Here is a 17502-nt window from a genome sequence, read left to right on the forward strand (position 1 = left end):
TTGCCGGACTTGATCCGGCAATCCAGCGCGCTATGCGCCGCAGGCCCCGTACTGGATGCCCGGGTCAAGCCCGGGCATGACAGGAAAATTAGTTTGTCATTGCCGGGCGAAGATCCGTCAATCCAGAACCTCACAACAAAAAGAGGCGCAAGCGTTGCCGCTTGCGCCTCTTCCCACTCACCGGCTTTTAAAGCGCGGGAGCCCCTCAACTCATCAGAACGCGTCGGCGTCCAGCGCCATCAGGCCGTCGGCGCCCTGTTTGGCGCGTTCCAGATAGCTCGCCGTCATCGGGATTTCGCGTTCCATCCAGTAGCGCGCGAGCGTCAGCTTGCGCTTGTAGAACGCCGGATTGCCGGTGCCTTCGTCGAGCTTTGCGAGCGCGACCTTCGCCATCTGCGCCCACATCCAGGCGAGCGTCACCGTGCCGAAGATGTTGAGGATGTCGTAGCTCGCGGCACCCGCATTGTTGTAGTTCTTCGGCGCGTTCTCCATCAGCCAGCCGGCCGCTTCGCCCAGGCGCGCATAGCCCGTCTTCAGCGGTTCGATGAAGGGCTTCATCTTCTCGTCGCCCTCATTCTCCTTGATGAAGCCTTCCACCTTGCCGAAATAGGTCATGGTGGCGCGGCCGCCCTTGGCGCTCATCTTGCGCGCGACGAGGTCCAGCGCCTGAATGCCGTTGGCGCCTTCATAGACCTGGTTGATGCGCGCATCGCGCACGAACTGCTCCATGCCGTGGTCGCGCACATAGCCGTGCCCGCCATAGACCTGCATCGAGTCGTTCGCGGCCTGGAAGCCCTTGTCGGTGAAATAGGCCTTGATGATCGGCGTCATCAGCTGCGCCATGTCGGCGGCTTCCTGCCGTTCCGTCTCGTCCTTCGCAAAGACCTGCGTCGTGAAGAGCATGGAGACATACATGGCGAGCGCGCGGGCGCCCTCTACGAATGAGCGCGAGCCCATCAGCAGGCGGCGCACATCCGGATACACCATGATGGGGTCGGCGGGGCCGTCCGGGTTTTCCGCGCCGGTGAGCGCGCGGCCCGCCAGGCGCTCATTCGCGTAAGCCACGCCGTTCTGATAGGCGACTTCGCCGATCGCGATGCCCTGAATGCCCACGCCCATGCGCGCGCCGTTCATCATGCCGAACATGCCGGCCATGCCCGCGGATTTGGACTTCTTCTTCTCGCCGCCTTCGGCAGGTTTCTCGTCGCCGCCCTTCTGCTCTTTTTTCTTTTGGGGCGCGCCGAGGCGATAGGCCACCGCGTCGTCGAAGTTCAGCACGCAGGTCGCATTGCCCTTGATGCCCATCTTCTTTTCGATGGAGCCGACGGTCACGCCGTTGCGGTCTTTCAGCTCGCCGGTTTCCTGGTCGACCATCACCTTGGGCACCATGAAGAAGTTCACGGTGGAGAGGTCGTCGGCCAGCTTGCCGTTCTCATCCGGGATCTTCGCGATCACCATGTGGATGATGTTCTCGGTCATGTCGTGGTCGCCGCCGGAGATGAAGATCTTCGTGCCCGACAGGCGATAGGTGCCGTCTTCCTGCTCCACGGCCTTGGTCTTCATCAGCTTCAGGTCGGTGCCGCAATGCGGCTCGGTGAGGCACATGGTGCCGGCCCAGTCGCCCGCGATCATGCGCTTGGCGACATGCTCTTTCATCCAGGGTTCGCCCGTCGCCCACAGCGCGGAATAGGCCGCGCTCGTGAGACCCGGATACATCGCAAACGCCTGGTTCGCGGCCATGCCCATTTCGGTAAAGGCGAAGGTGACGATGGAGGGCAGGCCTGCGCCGCCCGCATCCTCCGGCGCGCCGAGGCGGTTCCAGCCGCCATCGGCATAGGCCTTGAACGCTTCCTTGAAGCCGGGGGGCGTGCGCACGATGCCGTTTTCCAGCACGCAGCCATGCTCGTCGCCGACCTGGTTCAGCGGCTGCAGCACGTCCTCGCAGAACTTCGCGCCGCCTTCCAGGATGGCGCCCGTCATGTCGGGCGTCAGCTCGGCAAAGCCCGGCAGGTCGTCGCGTTTGTCGATTTCGAGCAGCTCATGGAACAGGAACAGGAAATCCTCGACCGGAGCCTTGTAGCCGGGCATGCGTCACCTCTGTTTTCAAATTTGTAAGTAGATCGGGCGGGCCGGAATATGCCGCAGGGGAAGGCGTTTGTCGAGGGGTGGGGGTGGAGGGATCTAGGCAGGTAAAAAAAATTTAGAATCGCTAGTGTAGAGAATGTATCGTTTTCTAGATGAATGCGCCTCGGGCGGCGGAGCCGGATAATATATGGATTCGTACCTTGAAATTGCCGAGAGGGTTCTCTCACAAAAGCGCGTCCCTCTTAGCGCCACTGAAATATTAGAAATAGCTTATATAGAGAGGCTTGTTCCTTCTCACCTATATGGGCGCACGCAGCACAAAACTTTACAGGCTCGGCTAAGCGAAGACATTTTGCTTCGTCGTAACAAGAGCGATTTCTACCGAACGGAGCCTGGTCGCTTTTTTCTCAGGAAGTTCTTGAGGAGAAAGGACATATCAAATGAATTCAAAAGGGAGTTTATAGCAAGGCGCCGAATAAGAGATTTGGACGCTGAATTAGTTTTGACCATACCATTGGAGTTCTGCAAAAAAATACGCGGCCTTTGGTTGGATAGAAAAACATCTTTAGAAAAAATAAAGAGCTCCTCTATTTCCTATTTACCTTATAAGCTGGCTAAAAACGACGTAGATAAAGTAGTTTTGACAACATTTGTTGTTGTGATGCGGGGGGATGAAATCCTCACTCATCGAAAGGGTCGTTTTCGATCTTATTCAGATGCCTTTTCTCAAAAAAGATGTGTTGGATTTACTTTTAATGTGACGGATGAGGACTGTGATCTTTTTAGCTCTAGCGATCTTGGTGTCATCAATTCTGGAATAAAAGGATTGAGTGATGACCTTGGTCTTTCTCCGGAGCTTGCTTTTGAGGCAAAGGAGGAAGGTTTGATTGAATATAAAGGTCTTTTACACATAACTGATGAAACTTTTCTTAATAATAGACTTGCGGCTGTTGTTCTTTACTCTTGCCCTAATCAGTTCGAGCCTACTAAGCAGCGACTCGCAATAAATGATTTGAGGTGGATGTCTGTAAGGACTAAACCTAATAACATCAATGATTTTGAAGCATGGTCTGTATATCTTCTAGAGAATGTTTTTTTTATTGAAAAAGAGCTTAGAAAACTCCAGATGGCTTGATGCTAAATTTTAGTTGAGGCTGGGCGGCGGTGCCTGTCTAATTGATCCCATAATATCAAGTGCCGCCACATGCAAAAACTGCCGTCTCGACAATTGATCCCTCCGGAAGAAGAGAAGCTAATCGAGCTACTTCTTCAAGACGTCAACGAATCGAGCAAAAAAGCCGGACTAAAAAGGCTTTGTAATCTTTACCAGACGGGGAGGCGCCTCTCGTCCGCGAATAAAATAGGCTTGCTTGTCCGAGCCTTATTGTTCGAGGGAGACGAGGAGGTCGAGCGCTGGGCCTTGAAGGCCGTAGCCGAACTCAAAAATCACCGGCAACACCTTCACGCTTTAAGAGAAAAGTTGAAGAAGCCAAGCAACAACTATGAAAATAGAACTTGGGAAATTGCTGCTTTGTTCGCGATAGCGGATGAGAAAACAGCGAGAGAGATATTTGAAGAAAGTGGATTAGACAAAGAGTTTGACGATGCGATGGTGCTTGCGGCCAGCATGTACCCAAAAGCATTTTTAAATGAGAAACTGTTCGGAAAAACTATCGACATAGAGGCCGCAGGGGTTATCACGCTAAAGTGGTCTTGCCTGCTTTTCGGCTTACAGAAAGTTCGAGAAAACCTTTTCCACCCTCGGCATTGTAATGTGGAGATGGTGTCTTCTCTTGCTCGGCATGACGCTTCTATCGTGGCGCAGTATTCAATGTGGGCCCTCACGGAAAACCCAACATGTGGCGCAGCCGACTTGAATTTTTCCTATCGTGAGATTGAAGCTTTTCCACCGAATGTGCGGCGATGGGGATACCAACTCACTACCAAAGATGGTGTTTCAGAGAATACTTTTGATCTGCTGGATATGGGGAGACACGACTCGAGCAGCATTGCTCGTGAAGGGTTGGCTATTGGCTTGGGCGAGGTTTGGGCAGATGGTTTGGGTGAACCTGTGGTCGACTGGCTTTCTGTTGAAACAGATGAAAAAACAAAAAGCGCCTTGCTTGCGCATATGGCTCGGTATTCTGAAGAGTGCTCGGCGTACTGGAATCTTACTCGAGATGCATTTTTAAAAGCAGAAAGGGGTGGCCTTTTAAGGACGCAGTTGGAGGTTGCATCCAGTGGGACAAGTTTATTCGGTGAATTTAAACGCATACAAATTGAGGATAGTAAGGAGATGGATTTGTTCCATCCTGAAGTTCGCGGTTCAACCATAAGCATAAATAATAACTATGGAGCTGTTACGATGGGTAACTCTCAAAATATCAACTCGGGCGGCGGTGAGATAAATATTGGCGGCAACGTGGTTGGGGGGGACATCAAATATTCGGATATCCAGAGCAAAATTGAGCAAGTTGACGGCGGTAAGGAGGAGGTCACCCTGATTCTCCTAGAGGTATTGAATTTTTTGAGAGAAGGGGGGTTGGAGAAGAAAGAGGAGCAGGAACTCGCAAAGCAACTTTCGGATGTTGCGGAGTCGCCTTCGCAGAGCAAATTCGAAGGTTTGTTGGGGGTATTGAAGAATATTTCTGTTGCTTCTGCTTATAGTGGTTCGATCCTAGAGAATGCTCACGCACTTTACGATAAAGTTGCTCACCTCGTGGGTTCTCTTTGATGTTATTTTGACCCGCCAAAATAAGTACTGATCGCCTCACTCGTTCTTATTTTTCTCGGCTTTATCTACATTGCTGCGAGGCCTCACGTCACCTTGAACCGTTTCATTCCTCTACTCCCCTTTCCGGACCGTTAGCCGTGTCGTCAAAAGCCGGAAGTGCTCGTCCGTTCCCCGTCGAAACGGGATGGGCGGCAGGAGGGGTGGCCTGCGGGTCTATCGCGCGGGCAAGCCCGATCTGCTTTCGCGCCCGGTCCGCCGCTCTGGATGCCCGGATCAAGTCCGGGCATGACGGCTTTGAGGTGGGGCGTTCTTCTCTGACTTGTCATTGCCGGGCCTGACCCGGCAATCCAGCGCGTCGGTTCCTCCCGCCGCCTTGCACCGTTCCATTCCCACGCGGTCGCGCCGCGCGACCATCGGCACGACACCCCGGCTGTCGCATCGGGGATAAGCGCTCGACCTTATCCCCGCCCATACCCCGTTTTCGTGGTGCGCCCGCCTCGGCGTGCGCGGCGCGGGGCGACCGGGGGCAAAATGGCGGGGATTGTTTTTTCCGGGGGTCCTTTCCCGTCATGCCTGGACCCGCCTTTCCGCTTCGCGGAGGGCGAGCGTCCGGATCGGCGCCTGCGGCACTCCTTGCGCTGGATGCCCGGCCTCCTTCAGCGCATTGGGGCGTCCGGGCATGACAGGTCGAGCGAAGCGGGGATAAGTCCATCTCGTGCAGGGCGTCCGCCCTTCAGCGGGGCAAGGTTCGAACCTTGCTCTCAATCTTGCCCGAACCTCTCCCCAACCTCGCCCAACCTTGCCCCGGGCTCGGTTCTACCTCGCCCGAACCTCGCGCAACCTCGACGCGACGCTCACACCCTGAAGGCGGCCACCAGGCTTTCGTCGGGCAGGCCGAAGCCGAGGTCGAAGACCGTCGCGTCGTCGATCCGGTCGGTCATGCGCTCGATGCCGATGACGTGGTCGGGCACCTCCGGGTCGCGCGACCAGTGGCAGATCACGCGGGGCGGGTCGCCGTCCGGCGCGCGCAGGGGCAGGATCACCACTTCCATCCGGCCCGCATGGCCGCCCCGGTAGTAGTTCGTGAAATGGGAGACGATGCCGATTTTCAGGCTCACCACGCTCTGGAAGGCGAAGGCCAGCATCTCGTTGAATTCCGATTTCACCATGTCCTGCAAGGACTTGCCGGTCGGCTCCAGCCCGGTGCGTTCCATCACCCGCGTGCCGGTGAGCCGGTAGCGCACCGTGCCGTCCTCCAGCACCTCGAAGATGATGAGGTCGGGCAGCAACTCCTTGATTTTACCGGGGTTTACCTGCCGTGCATGGGGGATTTCGCCATCCTGTCGCAGCGACTGCCAATAGGAAAGGAAGTCGCGCGAATGGCCGATCTCGAAGGAGAGGTCGGCCATGTTTTCGCAAAAAGTGATGGACAGTTTGGGGGCAGACGCAGGCGTTTGGGCCATTGTGCGAGTGCGGCTCCGTGACAGGGATGAACGCGGGAACAATAATAGGCGCCATAATGGCGGCGAGTTGGATCTTTGCCAAGGCGCGTTAACTATAAATCGTCAGTAATTACGCGTTTTTACGAATATTCACGTAAAAAGACCGCCATCCCGAGGGAAGGGATGGCGGCAAGATGCGAGGATCATGTCTCGAAAGTCAGGGATCGAGAGATGACGACTGAGGAGGTCCACCCACCGGGGGGGTTGGGGGCTCGCCCCCTCAGTCGCGGGATCCGCCCGAGGTCATGCCCAGGGCGAATATCGAGGCGGCCACCGCGCCGATGGCCGGAAACAGGGGAAGTGCGTCGAAGGCTTGCGCAAAGCTGGTGGAGGGGGAGAGCAGCAGCATGGCGACGCAGAAGCACAGGCCGACCCACACGCCGAACAGCGCGCCCATGCCGGTCCAGCCGGCGAAGCGGGCCAGGCTGCGCACTTCCAGGCCTTTTTCTGCCGCCCAGTTCCCGCTCATCGCGGCAAAGGCGTCCTGCCGGCGGGGGGCTTCGCTCGCATGCCAGGCGCGAGCGGCGCGGGCGTTGGGGGTGCGGTCGGCCGGGGTGTAACGGGTCCGTTCGGCAAGACGGGCGCTGACGTGGTCTGCGAAGCTTTCCATTTGCTCTCTCCTCCAAATGGCGAGGCTCCCGGGAGCCCCATTTTCAACCCCTCCGGAGAGGGGGGAGGAAGCGGCTTTTCAAGTCTCCGTCCCCTCGGTGGAGACATTCGGTCTGGCCGCTTCCGACACCCCTGAAGGTATCGGAGGGCCCGTGTTACTCAACGCGACTTGCGTAGAGATGTGTGGGGTCGGTCAGGGTTTGTAACGTTTTGTGTGAGTCATTTTGAAAGCGAAACGAACCCTGCCGGGTGCGTGTGAGAAGCGCAGAACTCAGCGGTTTTCGTAGTTGGGCCGCCGCTTCTGGAGGAAGGCCGTCACGCCTTCCTTCATGTCGTTTGTCTGTGCACAGAGGATCTGGTTGCGGTCTTCCATGGCGATGGCGGCCTCCAGCGAGCCTGCGTCGACGGACATGTTGAGGCATTCCTTGGTGAGGCGCAGGCCCAGCGGCGAGGTGGTCAGCATTTCCTCGATGTAAGGCGCCGCGGCCTCGGCGAGTTTCTCGTCCGGCACCACTTCGGAAACGAGCCCGACGCGCTCGGCGCGCTCCGCCTTGATGAAGCGGCCCGTCATCATCAGTTCCGACGCGACCGACGTGCCCACCAGGCGCGGCAGGAAGTAGCTCACGCCGATATCGCAGGCCGACAGCCCGATGCGGATGAAGGCGGCGTTCATGCGCGCGCTTGTGCCAGCGATGCGGATGTCGCTTGCCAGCGCCAGCGCGAAGCCGCCGCCGCAGGCGGGCCCATGGATCAGGCTGATGATCGCCTGCGGGCAGCGGCGCATGCGCATCACGATTTCGCTGATCGAGCGCTGTTTGACGAGGCCGGACTGCGGTGAGGCGCCGTTTTCGTCGGCCGCGTTGCCGCCGCCTTCATTGGAGCGTTCCTTGAGGTCGAGGCCTGCGCAAAAGGCGCGGCCGGCGCCGCGCAGCACGACGATGCGCACCGAATGGTCGGTATAGAGCCTGCCGAAATAGTCGCTCAGTTCCGCCACCAGCGTGGGGTTCATCGCATTGAGCGCCTCGGGCCGGTTCATCGTCACCCAGTCGACGGCACCGTCCTTTTCGATTTTCAGCGTCTGGTAGTCGGTCATGTTCCCTCCCTGAGGTCTCGCCTTTTTCATTCTGAATGGGGCGAGACTACAGGGGGATAAGGTCTTGAAAAGTCTTTCATGAACGCGTGCGCGCAGCGCCTTGCGCACGCTGCGTCAGCGTTTCCGGAGCGCCGCCGTTCAGTCGAAGGCGGCTTCCATTTCCTGGTGGATGGCGAGCGGCAGGTCGAGCCAGCGCAGTGCGGCAAGCCCGCCCGGTTCGATCCGCAGCAGTTCCGCCGCGAAGGGCAGGCGGCGCGCATCGTTGCGCCAGAACAGCCGGCCGGAGACGATTTGGCCCGGTTCGGCGTTGGCGGAAAAGCCCAGGATCGCGGTACCGCTCAGCGACCAGTCCCGCGCCATGTGTTCATAGCCGTCGATTTCGAGCATCAGCGCCGGGCGCGCCGAGCGCGCCTGCCCTCGGCGTTCATGGGGATCGCGATGTGATTCCAGTCCCTCGCGCAGCGTGGCGAGGAAGCGTCCCAGCATGGTCATGATCCTTTGTCGGGCCTTCGGCCTTGTCGCTGGACCGGTTATAGGGCGGCGGGGTTGAGGAATGCTGAAGCCTGCGCCCCCGCTTCGTCCCGCGCCGGGATCGGACTATACGCCGGGGCGGCGGAGGGCGCGAGATGCCCTCCCGTCGCAGGCAGATGGACGGTGGCGGGTGGGGCGGTCCTGGGCGGCGTGACAGCTTCCCGCGCATTGGGTATAGGACACACATCATCCATTTCGCAGCGCGAGGGGCTCATGGGCGGAGCAGCAGAGGTTACACCGATCCTGATCGAGGTCGGTCCGGGAGAGCTGATCGACAAGATCACCATTCTCAGGATCAAGTCGGAGCGGATGAGCGATGCCGCCAAGCTTGTGAATGTGCGCCACGAGCTTCAGGTGCTGGACCGGGCGCGGTCGGAAAACCTCCAGGAAAGCGCCGAGCTCAAGCGTCTTGAGGGCGAGCTCAAAGCGGTCAATGAGGCGCTCTGGGACATCGAGGACGACATCCGCCAGTGCGAGGCGGACAAGGATTTCGGGGACAAGTTCGTCGAGCTTGCCCGCGCGGTCTACAAGACCAACGACAAGCGTGCCGCCATCAAGAAGGAAATCAACCTTCTGACCGGTTCGGCGATCGTCGAGGAAAAGTCCTACACCGAATTCGACTGAGGTTTCAGCCGCTTCTTCATTTCAGCCTGTACCCGGTCCACGGGCAGTTCTGCGAGGTCCTCGACCTCGATCACCCCGAAATTCTCCCGGATGATCCCCGTCCGCTCGGCCGGCGAGTAGGAGCCGAAAAGCGCAAGCCCCGGCGTTCCCAGATGCGCGGCCATATGGCTGGGGCCTGTGTCGTTGCCGACGACGAAGGCTGCGTTTTTTAGCACGCCCGCCAGTTCGAACCAGTTGAGCAAGCCCTTCACATCGGTGATGCGGATGCCGGGAATGGTTTTTGCCAGCTCCACCTCGTCAGGGCCCGGCGCCATGGCGACACACCAGCCGTCGCCGATCAGCCTTTCCGCCAGCTTGTCGTAATGCGGCCAGCGTTTCTGCGGATGGCGGGCCGAGCAGCCCGGCACGAGCACGATATAGGGGCTCGTCACGCCCGCCTGTTGCAGCAGTTCCGTTACATCGTCGGCGAGCCATGAGAGATCGGGATGCAGGCTCCATTTGATGTTCAGCCCTGCGTCCCGGAGTTGTCCGGCGAGCCGGTCGAGCGTGCGGATTGTCTTGGGGGCCTGCGCCTTGTGCGGGTGGCTGCATCCTGGCGCCGTGCCGGACCAGGGCGTGCCTTTCAGCATCCAGCGATAATAGAAGGCCGTGCGTTTCGAATTCTGCAGGTCGTAGACCATGTCGAAGCGCCCTTCGCGCAGCCGGCTGCGCAGGGCGAGCATCCGGTCCAGCCGCCAGCGCGGCTCGCGCGCGTCGACCATCACATGGTCCACCCATGGGCAGCGCTCCATGATCGTTCGGAAAGCCGGGGTCGTCAGCAGCGTGATGTCGGCCCCGGGGTGGTTTTCGCGGATGTCGCGCAGCGCGCCTTCGGCCTGCATGATGTCGCCAAAGGCGCCGTGTTTGATGATGAGAATGCGTGATGTCATGAGCCGGCGCGCCGCGGGAGGGTGAGTGCGCGCGGAGGATGTCATAGCCCGGCCGGAATTGGAACGCCGCAAAAGACGCCGGAGACGGTCTAGAACCGGCCGCCCGCCCAGATTGCACGGCCGACGATATTCAGCGCCGAGGCATCTTCCGCGTTGAAGTTCTCCGTCGGCCCGGCGGTCGGATTGTCGGACGAAATCACGACGCTTCCGTCGAGTTTCATTTGCAGCCGACGGATGGCGAGCATGTCCTGCACGCGGAAGGCATAGATGCCGTCGCCGCGCAGGCGGGGCCGGGATGTGTCGACCAGCAGCAAATCGCCGTCCCGCAATGTCGGCTCCATTGCCTCGCCTTCCATTTCCGCGGTCAGCAGGATGTCAGGCTCGGTACCGAATGCCGTGCGCAGCCAGTCCCGTTTGAAGGCCAGCGCGCCCTCCAGCGAGAGGTCGTCGATGCGCAATCCGTCTTCCGTGGTCCGGATGCGCAGATGCGGAATGCGGACGAAACCGCCGCCGCCCATTTCATCGTCGGACAGACGGGAGGGGGGGAGGTCCGAAAAGCCGCCCGACGCGGCGTTGCGTTTGTGCAGCATCGCCCCTTCGCCGGTAAGCAGCCAATGGGTGTCGATGCCGTCTGCGGCGAGCTTTGCCAACACCGAGGAGTTGGGCGGTTCGTTCGACAGTTCATAGCGCTGCCAGGTATTGCCCGCGATTCCGAGGCGGGCCGCCATGGCTTTTTGGGAGAGCCCGAAATGGCTCCGAAGGGCGGTAAGGCGATCGGTTATGGACATGTGCTCGTGGTCTGGTCGGTAAACTCTTCCATCTATAGCCGCAACACCATCTCTATAGCGAGGAACCAAAGGTCCAGAACACCTTTCCTTTCGGATGTGCCAAAAAAACAGGTTGTCATACCAAAATATTTTGGTTTAAAACCAAGGTATGGCAAAGACATACCAAAATTTTGGTTTTTCCGCGCGCGTTTCGAGAGCTGTGGTGGCAGTGCCTGCAAATGGGGAAATCGGCCGGGTTTTGCCGAATTTTCGGAATCAGGCCGCGCAACCGGCATGCGCCGGGCAGCGAAATGGTGACCCCGGCAGGATTCGAACCTGCGACCCTCAGATTAGGAATCTGATGCTCTATCCTGCTGAGCTACGGGGCCGGTCGGCGGGGCGTCCGAACTTTGCGGTTCGGTCGAATCCGGCGCGTCTCCAAGCCTTGCGAAAACTAGATCAGAGGCCATCGCATCGCAACGCGGAAAGCGCGGGCGCGGCGGAGTTGCTTCTCGGCGGCCCCTTCATTGCACCTCATCACAAAACCGGCCTCGGGCGGTGCCGTAACCGTCCCGTTTCCGCTCATCCGGAAAGTTCGTGCCGCGTAACGATGCCGGACGATATGCCTAAACCTTTGCTTATAGAGAAAAATCGGGATAGAGATTTAGTTATGCTCGCTATGGTTGAAATGGGTTGTATTTCTCAGTTTGACGCACTTAATGATTGTATCGATCAGCGGTTTGCTCCGCGCCCGGAAAGGATGATGACATGAAGGTCGTCATTTCCGGCAGCCAGCCTGTCTATTGCGAAGGCCTGCATTCCATCGTCGCCCGCATGCATGTGGACGCGGAAATTATGCGTCGTGAAATCGGGGACCTCTTGGAGAGTGCGGACGCGGAAAGCGCGGAGATATTCCTGCTCGAGTTGTCCACTGTGCTGCAGCAGGATGGCAGTACCCTCAAAACATTGTGCGGCAAGCTGCAGGGCAAGATCGTTGTCTTCGGCGAGCGCGATACGCCGTCCGCGATCAGAAGCGCCATGGCGATGGGGCTTGCGGGCTTCATCCCCAAGGGGGCGCCCATCAGTCTTGTCGAGAGCGCGCTACGATTGATTGAGATGGGTGGGCGCTACCTGCCGGATGCGCTTCTACAGGAAGGTGCGGAAGGTTTTGCGGAAGACCCTGCTTCCTTCAGCGCCGGCAGCCAGCAGAAGCTCACCCCGCGCCAGCGGGAAGTGCTGGTGGAGATCGGCAAGGGGCGGTCCAATCAGGAAATCGCTTCCCTGCTCGGCATATCGGTCGCTACGGTGAAGCTGCATGTCAATGCGATCCTTTCGGCGCTGGGCGTGCGCAACCGAACCGAAGCTGCCATCATCGCCCTGCGAACAGCGGATGACTCTGCCAGAGACTGAACGAGGTTTGATCCGGACGTCCGGCTGCCGAATTGCCGCCGGCTGCTTCGCATTTCTCGTTTCCGTTTTTCTTTCGATCTCATTCTCCATCCCGATTTCCGTTTCCGGCGCACTGGCCGCAGACGCTTCACCCGGCAACCCCGTGGAGGCAACCGGCTGCGCGTTCCGGGCGGTTGGCGAGGCACGGGTCGTCGAGGTTGTGGATGGCGATACCGTTGTGCTGGACGATGGCCGGCAGGTCCGCCTTGCCGGCATTCAGGCTCCCAAGCTTCCACTGGGGCGAAAGGGGTTCGTCGCCTGGCCGCTGGCCGACGAAGCCCGCGATGAGCTGGTTCGGCTGTCGGCAGGCAAAACCGTTACGCTTTATCGCGGGGAAACAGGGCAGGACCGGCACGGAAGAGAGCTTGCCCAGCTGGTCACGCATGAGGAAAAGCCGGTCTGGCTGCAGGCCGAAATGCTCCGCACCGGCTATGCGCGCGTCTACAGCTTCCCGGACAATCGTCTGTGTGTGGACAGACTTCTGGCCTCTGAAAAGGAGGCGAGGGCGCGACGCACAGGCATATGGGCGCTGCCTTATTATGCGATACGCGATGCCGCCCGCGTCGAGGAGCTCAATGGACTGGCCGACAGTTTTCAGCTCGTTGAAGGAAATGTGCAGAAAGCGGCTCTTGTCCGGGGGCGCCTCTATCTGAATTTCGGCGAGCGCTATCAGACCGACTTCACGGTGACGGTGCCTCCGCGGCAGGTTAAACTCTTCAACGAAAGCGAGTGGGCGGGTCTTCTGGCCGATCGGGGCGGGGAGATGCCGGTGGTGGGAAAGCGCCTGCGCGTGCGAGGCTGGATCGATCGCTATAATGGGCCGGAGATCGTGGTCACGCATCCAGAGCAGGTGGAATTGCTGAGCGCTCAATGACGTTGTCGAAACCCGGAATACGAAATATGCCCAAGCTCGCCGGAACCTGGCGGCATCTGGCGGTGATCGGTCTCAGCCTTTTCAGCCTTGCAGGGTGCGCGGTCAATTCATCGACGGGCTCGATGCAATTCGTGCCGCTCATGTCGGAGGCGGAGGAAGCGCGTGTCGGGGCCGAAACGCACCCCAAGATCGTTAAGGCCTATGGCGGCGTTTACGACAATGATGCGCTGGGCGGATATGTCGCCGGCGTCGTCGCACGTATCGCCGCGTCTTCGGACAAACGTGTCCGCTACCGCACCACGGTTCTGGACAGCGATGTCGTCAATGCGTTCGCGCTGCCGGGCGGGTATGTCTATGTGACGCGCGGGCTGCTGGCGCTGGTCAATGACGAGGCGGAGCTTGCCGGTGTGCTGGGGCATGAGATCGGCCATGTCGATGCCCGGCACAGCGCGCAAAGGCAGACCGCGGCCATGGGGACATCGATTCTGGGGGCCGTCGTCGGGGCCGTCGTCGGCAATGATGTGGTGAGCCAGGTTCTGGGGGTGGGGCAAAAAGGCTTCCTCGCCAGCTATTCGCGCGACCAGGAATACGAAGCCGACAAGCTTGGCGTCCGGACGCTGGCGCGAAGCGGCTACGACCCTTTCGCGCAGGCGGATTTTCTGCACAGCATGGATGCCGAGATGAAGCTCCAGGCCCGCTTGGCCGGGTCGCAGAGTGGCGGCGGCACGAGCTGGTTTGCGAGCCATCCGCCGACGCCGGACCGGGTCAGAGCGGCGCGTGCCGAGGCCCGGGCGAGCGGTATCGCGCCGGGCAAGGGCCGCCGGAACCGGAATGACTATCTCAGCCATATCAACGGGATGATCTATGGCGACAGTCCCTCGCAAGGGATTGTCGACGGCAATCGTTTCGTCCATCCGCAGTTGCGTTTCTCGTTCTCGGCGCCGAAGGGGTTCCGGATTTCGAACTCGACCCAGGCCGTGATGGTGACGGGGCCTGAAAAGACGATTGCAAAATTCGATGGCGCGACCAAACCGGCGGGGGTGCCGGTCGCGTCCTATCTGGCGAATAGCTGGGCGAGGAATGTGAGGATCGGCAATCTGCGTCGCTTCAAGCTCAACGGCATGAATGCGGCGAGCGCGCTCGCCCGCGTGAATAACTACAATGCCAAGCTCGTGGTGATCGAATATTCGCCGACACGGGTCTATCGCTTCCTGCTCGGTACGCTGCCGCAGGTTGGCGGCCGGTATGACAAAGCGCTGCAAAGCCTGGTCGGAAGTTTTCACCGGATCAGCAAAGCGCAGGCGTCCCGCGTAAAGCCGCGGCGTGTGAAGATCGTGAAAGTCCGTTCCGGACAGACGGTTGCCTCTGTCGCCAGGCGGATGGCGTTTTCGTCCTATCGCGAGCAGCGCTTTCGGGTGTTGAACGGTCTCGATGCGGCCCAGACATTGCGTGCCGGCGAGCGTGTGAAGATCATCACCCGGTAAGAGACGGCTTGTCAGCCTGTGAAGTCCGCTAGCGCCGCTTCGCTGGTGGTGGGCAGTTTTTCCAGCAGGGCCTTGCGTATCTTGTCGATGGCGTGATGCTCGATCTGCCGGACGCGTTCTTTCGAAATGCCGAGACGGTGCCCAAGTGTTTCGAGCGTTACGGTATCTTCCTGAAGCCTGCGTTCGCGAACGATGAGGCGCTCTCTCTCGCTCAGGGTTCCCATTGCCTCCTCGATCCATTCAGACCGCCGGAGACCGTCATGGGTTTCCATGACGGCTTCTTCCGGCAATGCGCGGTCGCAGGCAAGGATGTCCTGCCATTCAAGCGATCCCTCTTCCGTTTCCGCATCCCGCAAGGGGGCGTTGAGAGACCTGTCGCCGGCATAAAGGCGGGCCTGCATCGCCTCCACATCCTTGACGCCCACGCCGAGCTTTTCGGCGATGAAGATGCGTTCGTCCTCCGAAAGATTTTCGCGGCCGCCATTGTCGATCATCGCGCGCAGGCGGCGCAGATTGAAGAAAAGGGATTTATGCGCGGCCGTCGTGCCGGTGCGTACGATCGACCAGTTGCGTAAGACATAGTCCTGGATGGAGGCTCTGATCCACCAGCGCGCATATGTGGAAAAGCGCACGCCCCGTTCAGGCTCGAACCGGGCGGCGGCCTGCATCAGCCCGACATTCCCCTCCTGTACAAGGTCGGCATAGGGGAGGCCGTAATTGCGGAATTTGGTCGCCAGCGAGATGACGAGCCGCATATAGGCGCTGGTGAGTTCGTGAAGCGCTTTCTCGTCGCGCTCGTCTTTCCATCGACAGGCGAGTTCGAACTCGCGCTCGGGCTCCAGCAGGGGCACGTTCATGGCTTGCTTCGTGAAACGACGGTTGGCGCTCTGGCTGTCGCCGGTTTCCTGATGCGTCATGTGAGCCTCTCCTGCCTTGGCCGGGGGAATTCTCGCGGAAAGGCGTGTGGCGAATGCCCTTCCGGTCTTGCTACGGCCGGGAAAGCGTTTCGGATCAACCTCCTGTCGGGCGGGAGGGCGAGGGCGCACAAAAAAGGCCCGGCGTGAGCCGGGCCTTTCAGAATAAGCGGTTTCGCGGATCAGGCAGCTTCGCTCTCTTCCTCCGACTTGGAAGAGGTCTTATTGTCGCCCTGCAGGGCTTTCTCGACCTTTTCGATCGCCACATCTTCGCCGACGCGCTCCACGGCGGCGACTTCGCGGGCCATGCGGTCGAGCGCGGCTTCGTAGAGCTGGCGTTCCGAATAGGACTGTTCGGGCTGGCGCTCGGAGCGATAGAGGTCGCGGACCACCTCGGCGATGGAGATCAGGTCGCCGGAGTTGATCTTGGCCTCATATTCCTGCGCACGACGGCTCCACATGGTGCGCTTGATGCGCGCGCGGCCCCGCAGCGTTTCGATGGCGGAATCGACCACATTGGCGTCCGACAGCTTGCGCATGCCCACAGCGGTCGCCTTGTTGGTCGGCACACGCAGGACCATCTTCTCCTTGTCGAAGTTGATGACGAACAGTTCCAGCGTATGGCCGGCCACTTCCTGCTCTTCGATTTCCAGGATCTGCCCGACACCATGCGCCGGATAGACCACGAATTCCTTGGCCTTGAAGTTCGGCTTCTCCACCTTCGCCGCGGGGGCCTTGGCAGGCTCCTTCGCCTTCACGGCCTCCTTGGGCTTTGCGGTCTCTTTCGGCTTGGCCGTTTCCTTCGCCTTGGCAGCCGATTTGGCGGCAGCGGATTTTTCGTTGGCCTTCTGCACCGCGTCTTTCAGCTTGCTGCTATTGGCCGATTTTGCCGCCGTGGTTTTGCTGCCGGCTGCCTTGGTCGTGGATTTGGCCGCAGGCTTCTTCGCCGCCGCGGGCTTTGCAGCGGGTTTGGCCGTCTTGCCGGTCGTCGCCTTCTTGGCCGTCGCCTTGGTTGCCGTGGATTTTGTCGCCGTCGATTTGGCGGCCGCGGGCTTGGCGGACGGCTTCTTGGCGGTGCTTGCCTTCGATATCGTCTTCTTGGCTGCGGGTTTCGCCGCGGGGGCGGTTTTCGTCGCCTTGGTTTTGGCCGTCGCGGCTTTGGCCGACGCTGCCTTCGGCTTCGACGCGGGTTTTGCCGCTTTGGCCTTGGTCGCCGTCTTGGCCGTCCGGGATGCGGCCGGTTTGGCCCGCCCGGTGGAGGCCTTGGACGTGGTTTTCGCAGCCTTCTTGGTATTCGTCGCCATCGATTTTTCCTTCATTGGCCGGAGCCTTTGGCGGATCCAGTCCGCCGGCCATTCCGGGCCATCATTCCGGTCTGTCGCCAGGCCATGTCTTCGGCAGTGCCAACTTCCAATGCGCCCGCCGGTCCGGTCGGGATCCCGCCAATATTCGAGTCACGGAATTGGAGAAGCAGCTCTGCCTTGCTCAAAAGTTTCCAGGAAACCCAAACGGAGTTTCGACCGATCTGCCGACAACAGGGGCTGGTGTACCCGGAGCCACAGCCGATAAGGGCAGGGCTTCTTTCAGCGAACGAGGAGGATGTCCGAAACGGTGTTCCGGGCAAGCACTCTTCCTGCGGGGCCGTTGACCGATCCGGCGAAAATTACCGTTTCAGTCAACCGACAAGGCCCGCTCCGCTTCAGGGACGCCTGGAAGGACAGGCGAAAGGCGAAGCGCTTCGAGCTCCGCCTTTGAGGGTAACAGCCTCTATGCTCGGTTCGCGTCAGCGTTAACTGCGCGGGATTCCTACGTTGCTTTTCTATAGCACGAAAAGCGTGAAATTGGAAGATATCCCCGGCAAAAACGCAGTTAACACAGTGGGATAGGCGGAATTTCGGTCTTTTTGC

General features: G+C 59.7%; 16 protein-coding genes and 1 tRNA gene. 7 read left to right on the forward strand and 10 right to left on the reverse strand.

The features are described from left to right. Positions 1–213: 213 nt before the first annotated feature. Complete coding sequence (locus ACSSVQ_RS12830; protein ID WP_454183621.1) at positions 214–2088, reverse strand: acyl-CoA dehydrogenase C-terminal domain-containing protein; 1875 nt, start codon at positions 2086–2088, stop codon at positions 214–216. 184 nt (positions 2089–2272) lie between these two features. On the opposite strand from ACSSVQ_RS12830, the gene ACSSVQ_RS12835 reads away from it, so the two are divergent. Together ACSSVQ_RS12835 and ACSSVQ_RS12840 are read left to right on the forward strand one after the other, a co-directional pair. Beyond that, on the forward strand, positions 2273–3220 hold the full coding sequence (locus ACSSVQ_RS12835; RefSeq protein ID WP_454183623.1) for an HTH domain-containing protein: 948 nt from the start codon (positions 2273–2275) through the stop codon (positions 3218–3220). Positions 3221–3289: 69 nt separating this feature from the next. Further along, positions 3290–4819: a hypothetical protein gene (locus tag ACSSVQ_RS12840; RefSeq protein ID WP_454183624.1), complete on the forward strand. Its 1530-nt coding sequence runs from the start codon at positions 3290–3292 to the stop codon at positions 4817–4819. Between the two features lie 854 nt (positions 4820–5673). Here ACSSVQ_RS12840 and ACSSVQ_RS12845 read toward each other — a convergent pair. The 4 genes from ACSSVQ_RS12845 to ACSSVQ_RS12860 all read right to left on the reverse strand — a co-directional run bounded on the left by ACSSVQ_RS12845 (position 5674) and on the right by ACSSVQ_RS12860 (position 8515). After that, positions 5674–6228 (reverse strand): PAS domain-containing protein, encoded by a 555-nt coding sequence (locus ACSSVQ_RS12845; RefSeq protein ID WP_454183626.1) that lies wholly within the window; start codon positions 6226–6228, stop codon positions 5674–5676. A gap of 313 nt (positions 6229–6541) precedes the next feature. Continuing rightward, on the reverse strand, positions 6542–6931 hold the full coding sequence (locus ACSSVQ_RS12850; RefSeq protein ID WP_454183628.1) for a hypothetical protein: 390 nt from the start codon (positions 6929–6931) through the stop codon (positions 6542–6544). 270 nt (positions 6932–7201) lie between these two features. Then, complete coding sequence (locus ACSSVQ_RS12855; RefSeq protein WP_454183630.1) at positions 7202–8023, reverse strand: enoyl-CoA hydratase/isomerase family protein; 822 nt, start codon at positions 8021–8023, stop codon at positions 7202–7204. 138 nt (positions 8024–8161) lie between these two features. Next, positions 8162–8515, reverse strand: a complete 354-nt coding sequence (locus tag ACSSVQ_RS12860) for a hypothetical protein (protein WP_454183632.1) — start codon at positions 8513–8515, stop codon at positions 8162–8164. 252 nt (positions 8516–8767) lie between these two features. Between ACSSVQ_RS12860 and ACSSVQ_RS12865 the strand changes: the two genes are divergently transcribed. Next, on the forward strand, positions 8768–9178 hold the full coding sequence (locus ACSSVQ_RS12865; RefSeq protein ID WP_454183634.1) for a DUF6165 family protein: 411 nt from the start codon (positions 8768–8770) through the stop codon (positions 9176–9178). Here ACSSVQ_RS12865 and ACSSVQ_RS12870 read toward each other — a convergent pair. Both ACSSVQ_RS12870 and ACSSVQ_RS12875 read right to left on the reverse strand, forming a co-directional pair. Beyond that, positions 9160–10107: a glycosyltransferase family 9 protein gene (locus tag ACSSVQ_RS12870; protein ID WP_454183636.1), complete on the reverse strand. Its 948-nt coding sequence runs from the start codon at positions 10105–10107 to the stop codon at positions 9160–9162. The genes ACSSVQ_RS12865 and ACSSVQ_RS12870 overlap by 19 nt on opposite strands. Positions 10108–10196: 89 nt before the next feature. Continuing rightward, positions 10197–10835, reverse strand: coding sequence for a S24 family peptidase (locus ACSSVQ_RS12875; protein ID WP_454183638.1), 639 nt, complete (start codon positions 10833–10835; stop codon positions 10197–10199). Between the two features lie 21 nt (positions 10836–10856). Here ACSSVQ_RS12875 and ACSSVQ_RS12880 point away from each other — a divergent pair, with 21 nt between their 5' ends. Then, complete coding sequence (locus tag ACSSVQ_RS12880; protein WP_454183640.1) at positions 10857–11192, forward strand: hypothetical protein; 336 nt, start codon at positions 10857–10859, stop codon at positions 11190–11192. Here ACSSVQ_RS12880 and ACSSVQ_RS12885 read toward each other — a convergent pair. After that, a tRNA-Arg gene (locus tag ACSSVQ_RS12885) sits at positions 11187–11263 on the reverse strand. The two genes, ACSSVQ_RS12880 and ACSSVQ_RS12885, sit on opposite strands and share 6 nt — an antisense overlap. Positions 11264–11642: 379 nt before the next feature. On the opposite strand from ACSSVQ_RS12885, the gene ACSSVQ_RS12890 reads away from it, so the two are divergent. The 3 genes from ACSSVQ_RS12890 to ACSSVQ_RS12900 are packed head-to-tail and all read left to right on the forward strand — an operon-like array spanning position 11643 to position 14681. Beyond that, positions 11643–12284 carry a response regulator transcription factor gene (locus ACSSVQ_RS12890; RefSeq protein WP_454183642.1) on the forward strand — a complete coding sequence of 214 codons (642 nt, stop codon included), beginning with the start codon at positions 11643–11645 and terminating at the stop codon, positions 12282–12284. 7 nt (positions 12285–12291) lie between these two features. Continuing rightward, a complete protein-coding gene (locus tag ACSSVQ_RS12895) occupies positions 12292–13197 on the forward strand; it encodes a thermonuclease family protein (protein WP_454183644.1) in 906 nt (301 codons plus the stop codon). A 26-nt stretch (positions 13198–13223) separates the two neighbouring features. Beyond that, the gene (locus tag ACSSVQ_RS12900; RefSeq protein ID WP_454183646.1) at positions 13224–14681 is read left to right on the forward strand and encodes a M48 family metalloprotease; all 1458 of its coding nucleotides are present in this window, start codon (positions 13224–13226) and stop codon (positions 14679–14681) included. An 11-nt stretch (positions 14682–14692) separates the two neighbouring features. Here the strand turns inward: ACSSVQ_RS12900 and ACSSVQ_RS12905 are convergent, their stop codons facing one another. Together ACSSVQ_RS12905 and ACSSVQ_RS12910 are read right to left on the reverse strand one after the other, a co-directional pair. Continuing rightward, positions 14693–15598: an RNA polymerase factor sigma-32 gene (locus ACSSVQ_RS12905; protein WP_454183648.1), complete on the reverse strand. Its 906-nt coding sequence runs from the start codon at positions 15596–15598 to the stop codon at positions 14693–14695. 179 nt (positions 15599–15777) lie between these two features. Further along, positions 15778–16899 carry a CarD family transcriptional regulator gene (locus ACSSVQ_RS12910; protein WP_454183650.1) on the reverse strand — a complete coding sequence of 374 codons (1122 nt, stop codon included), beginning with the start codon at positions 16897–16899 and terminating at the stop codon, positions 15778–15780. Positions 16900–17502: the final 603 nt, after the last annotated feature.

This window comes from Parvibaculum sp. MBR-TMA-1.3b-4.2 (assembly GCF_053628815.1).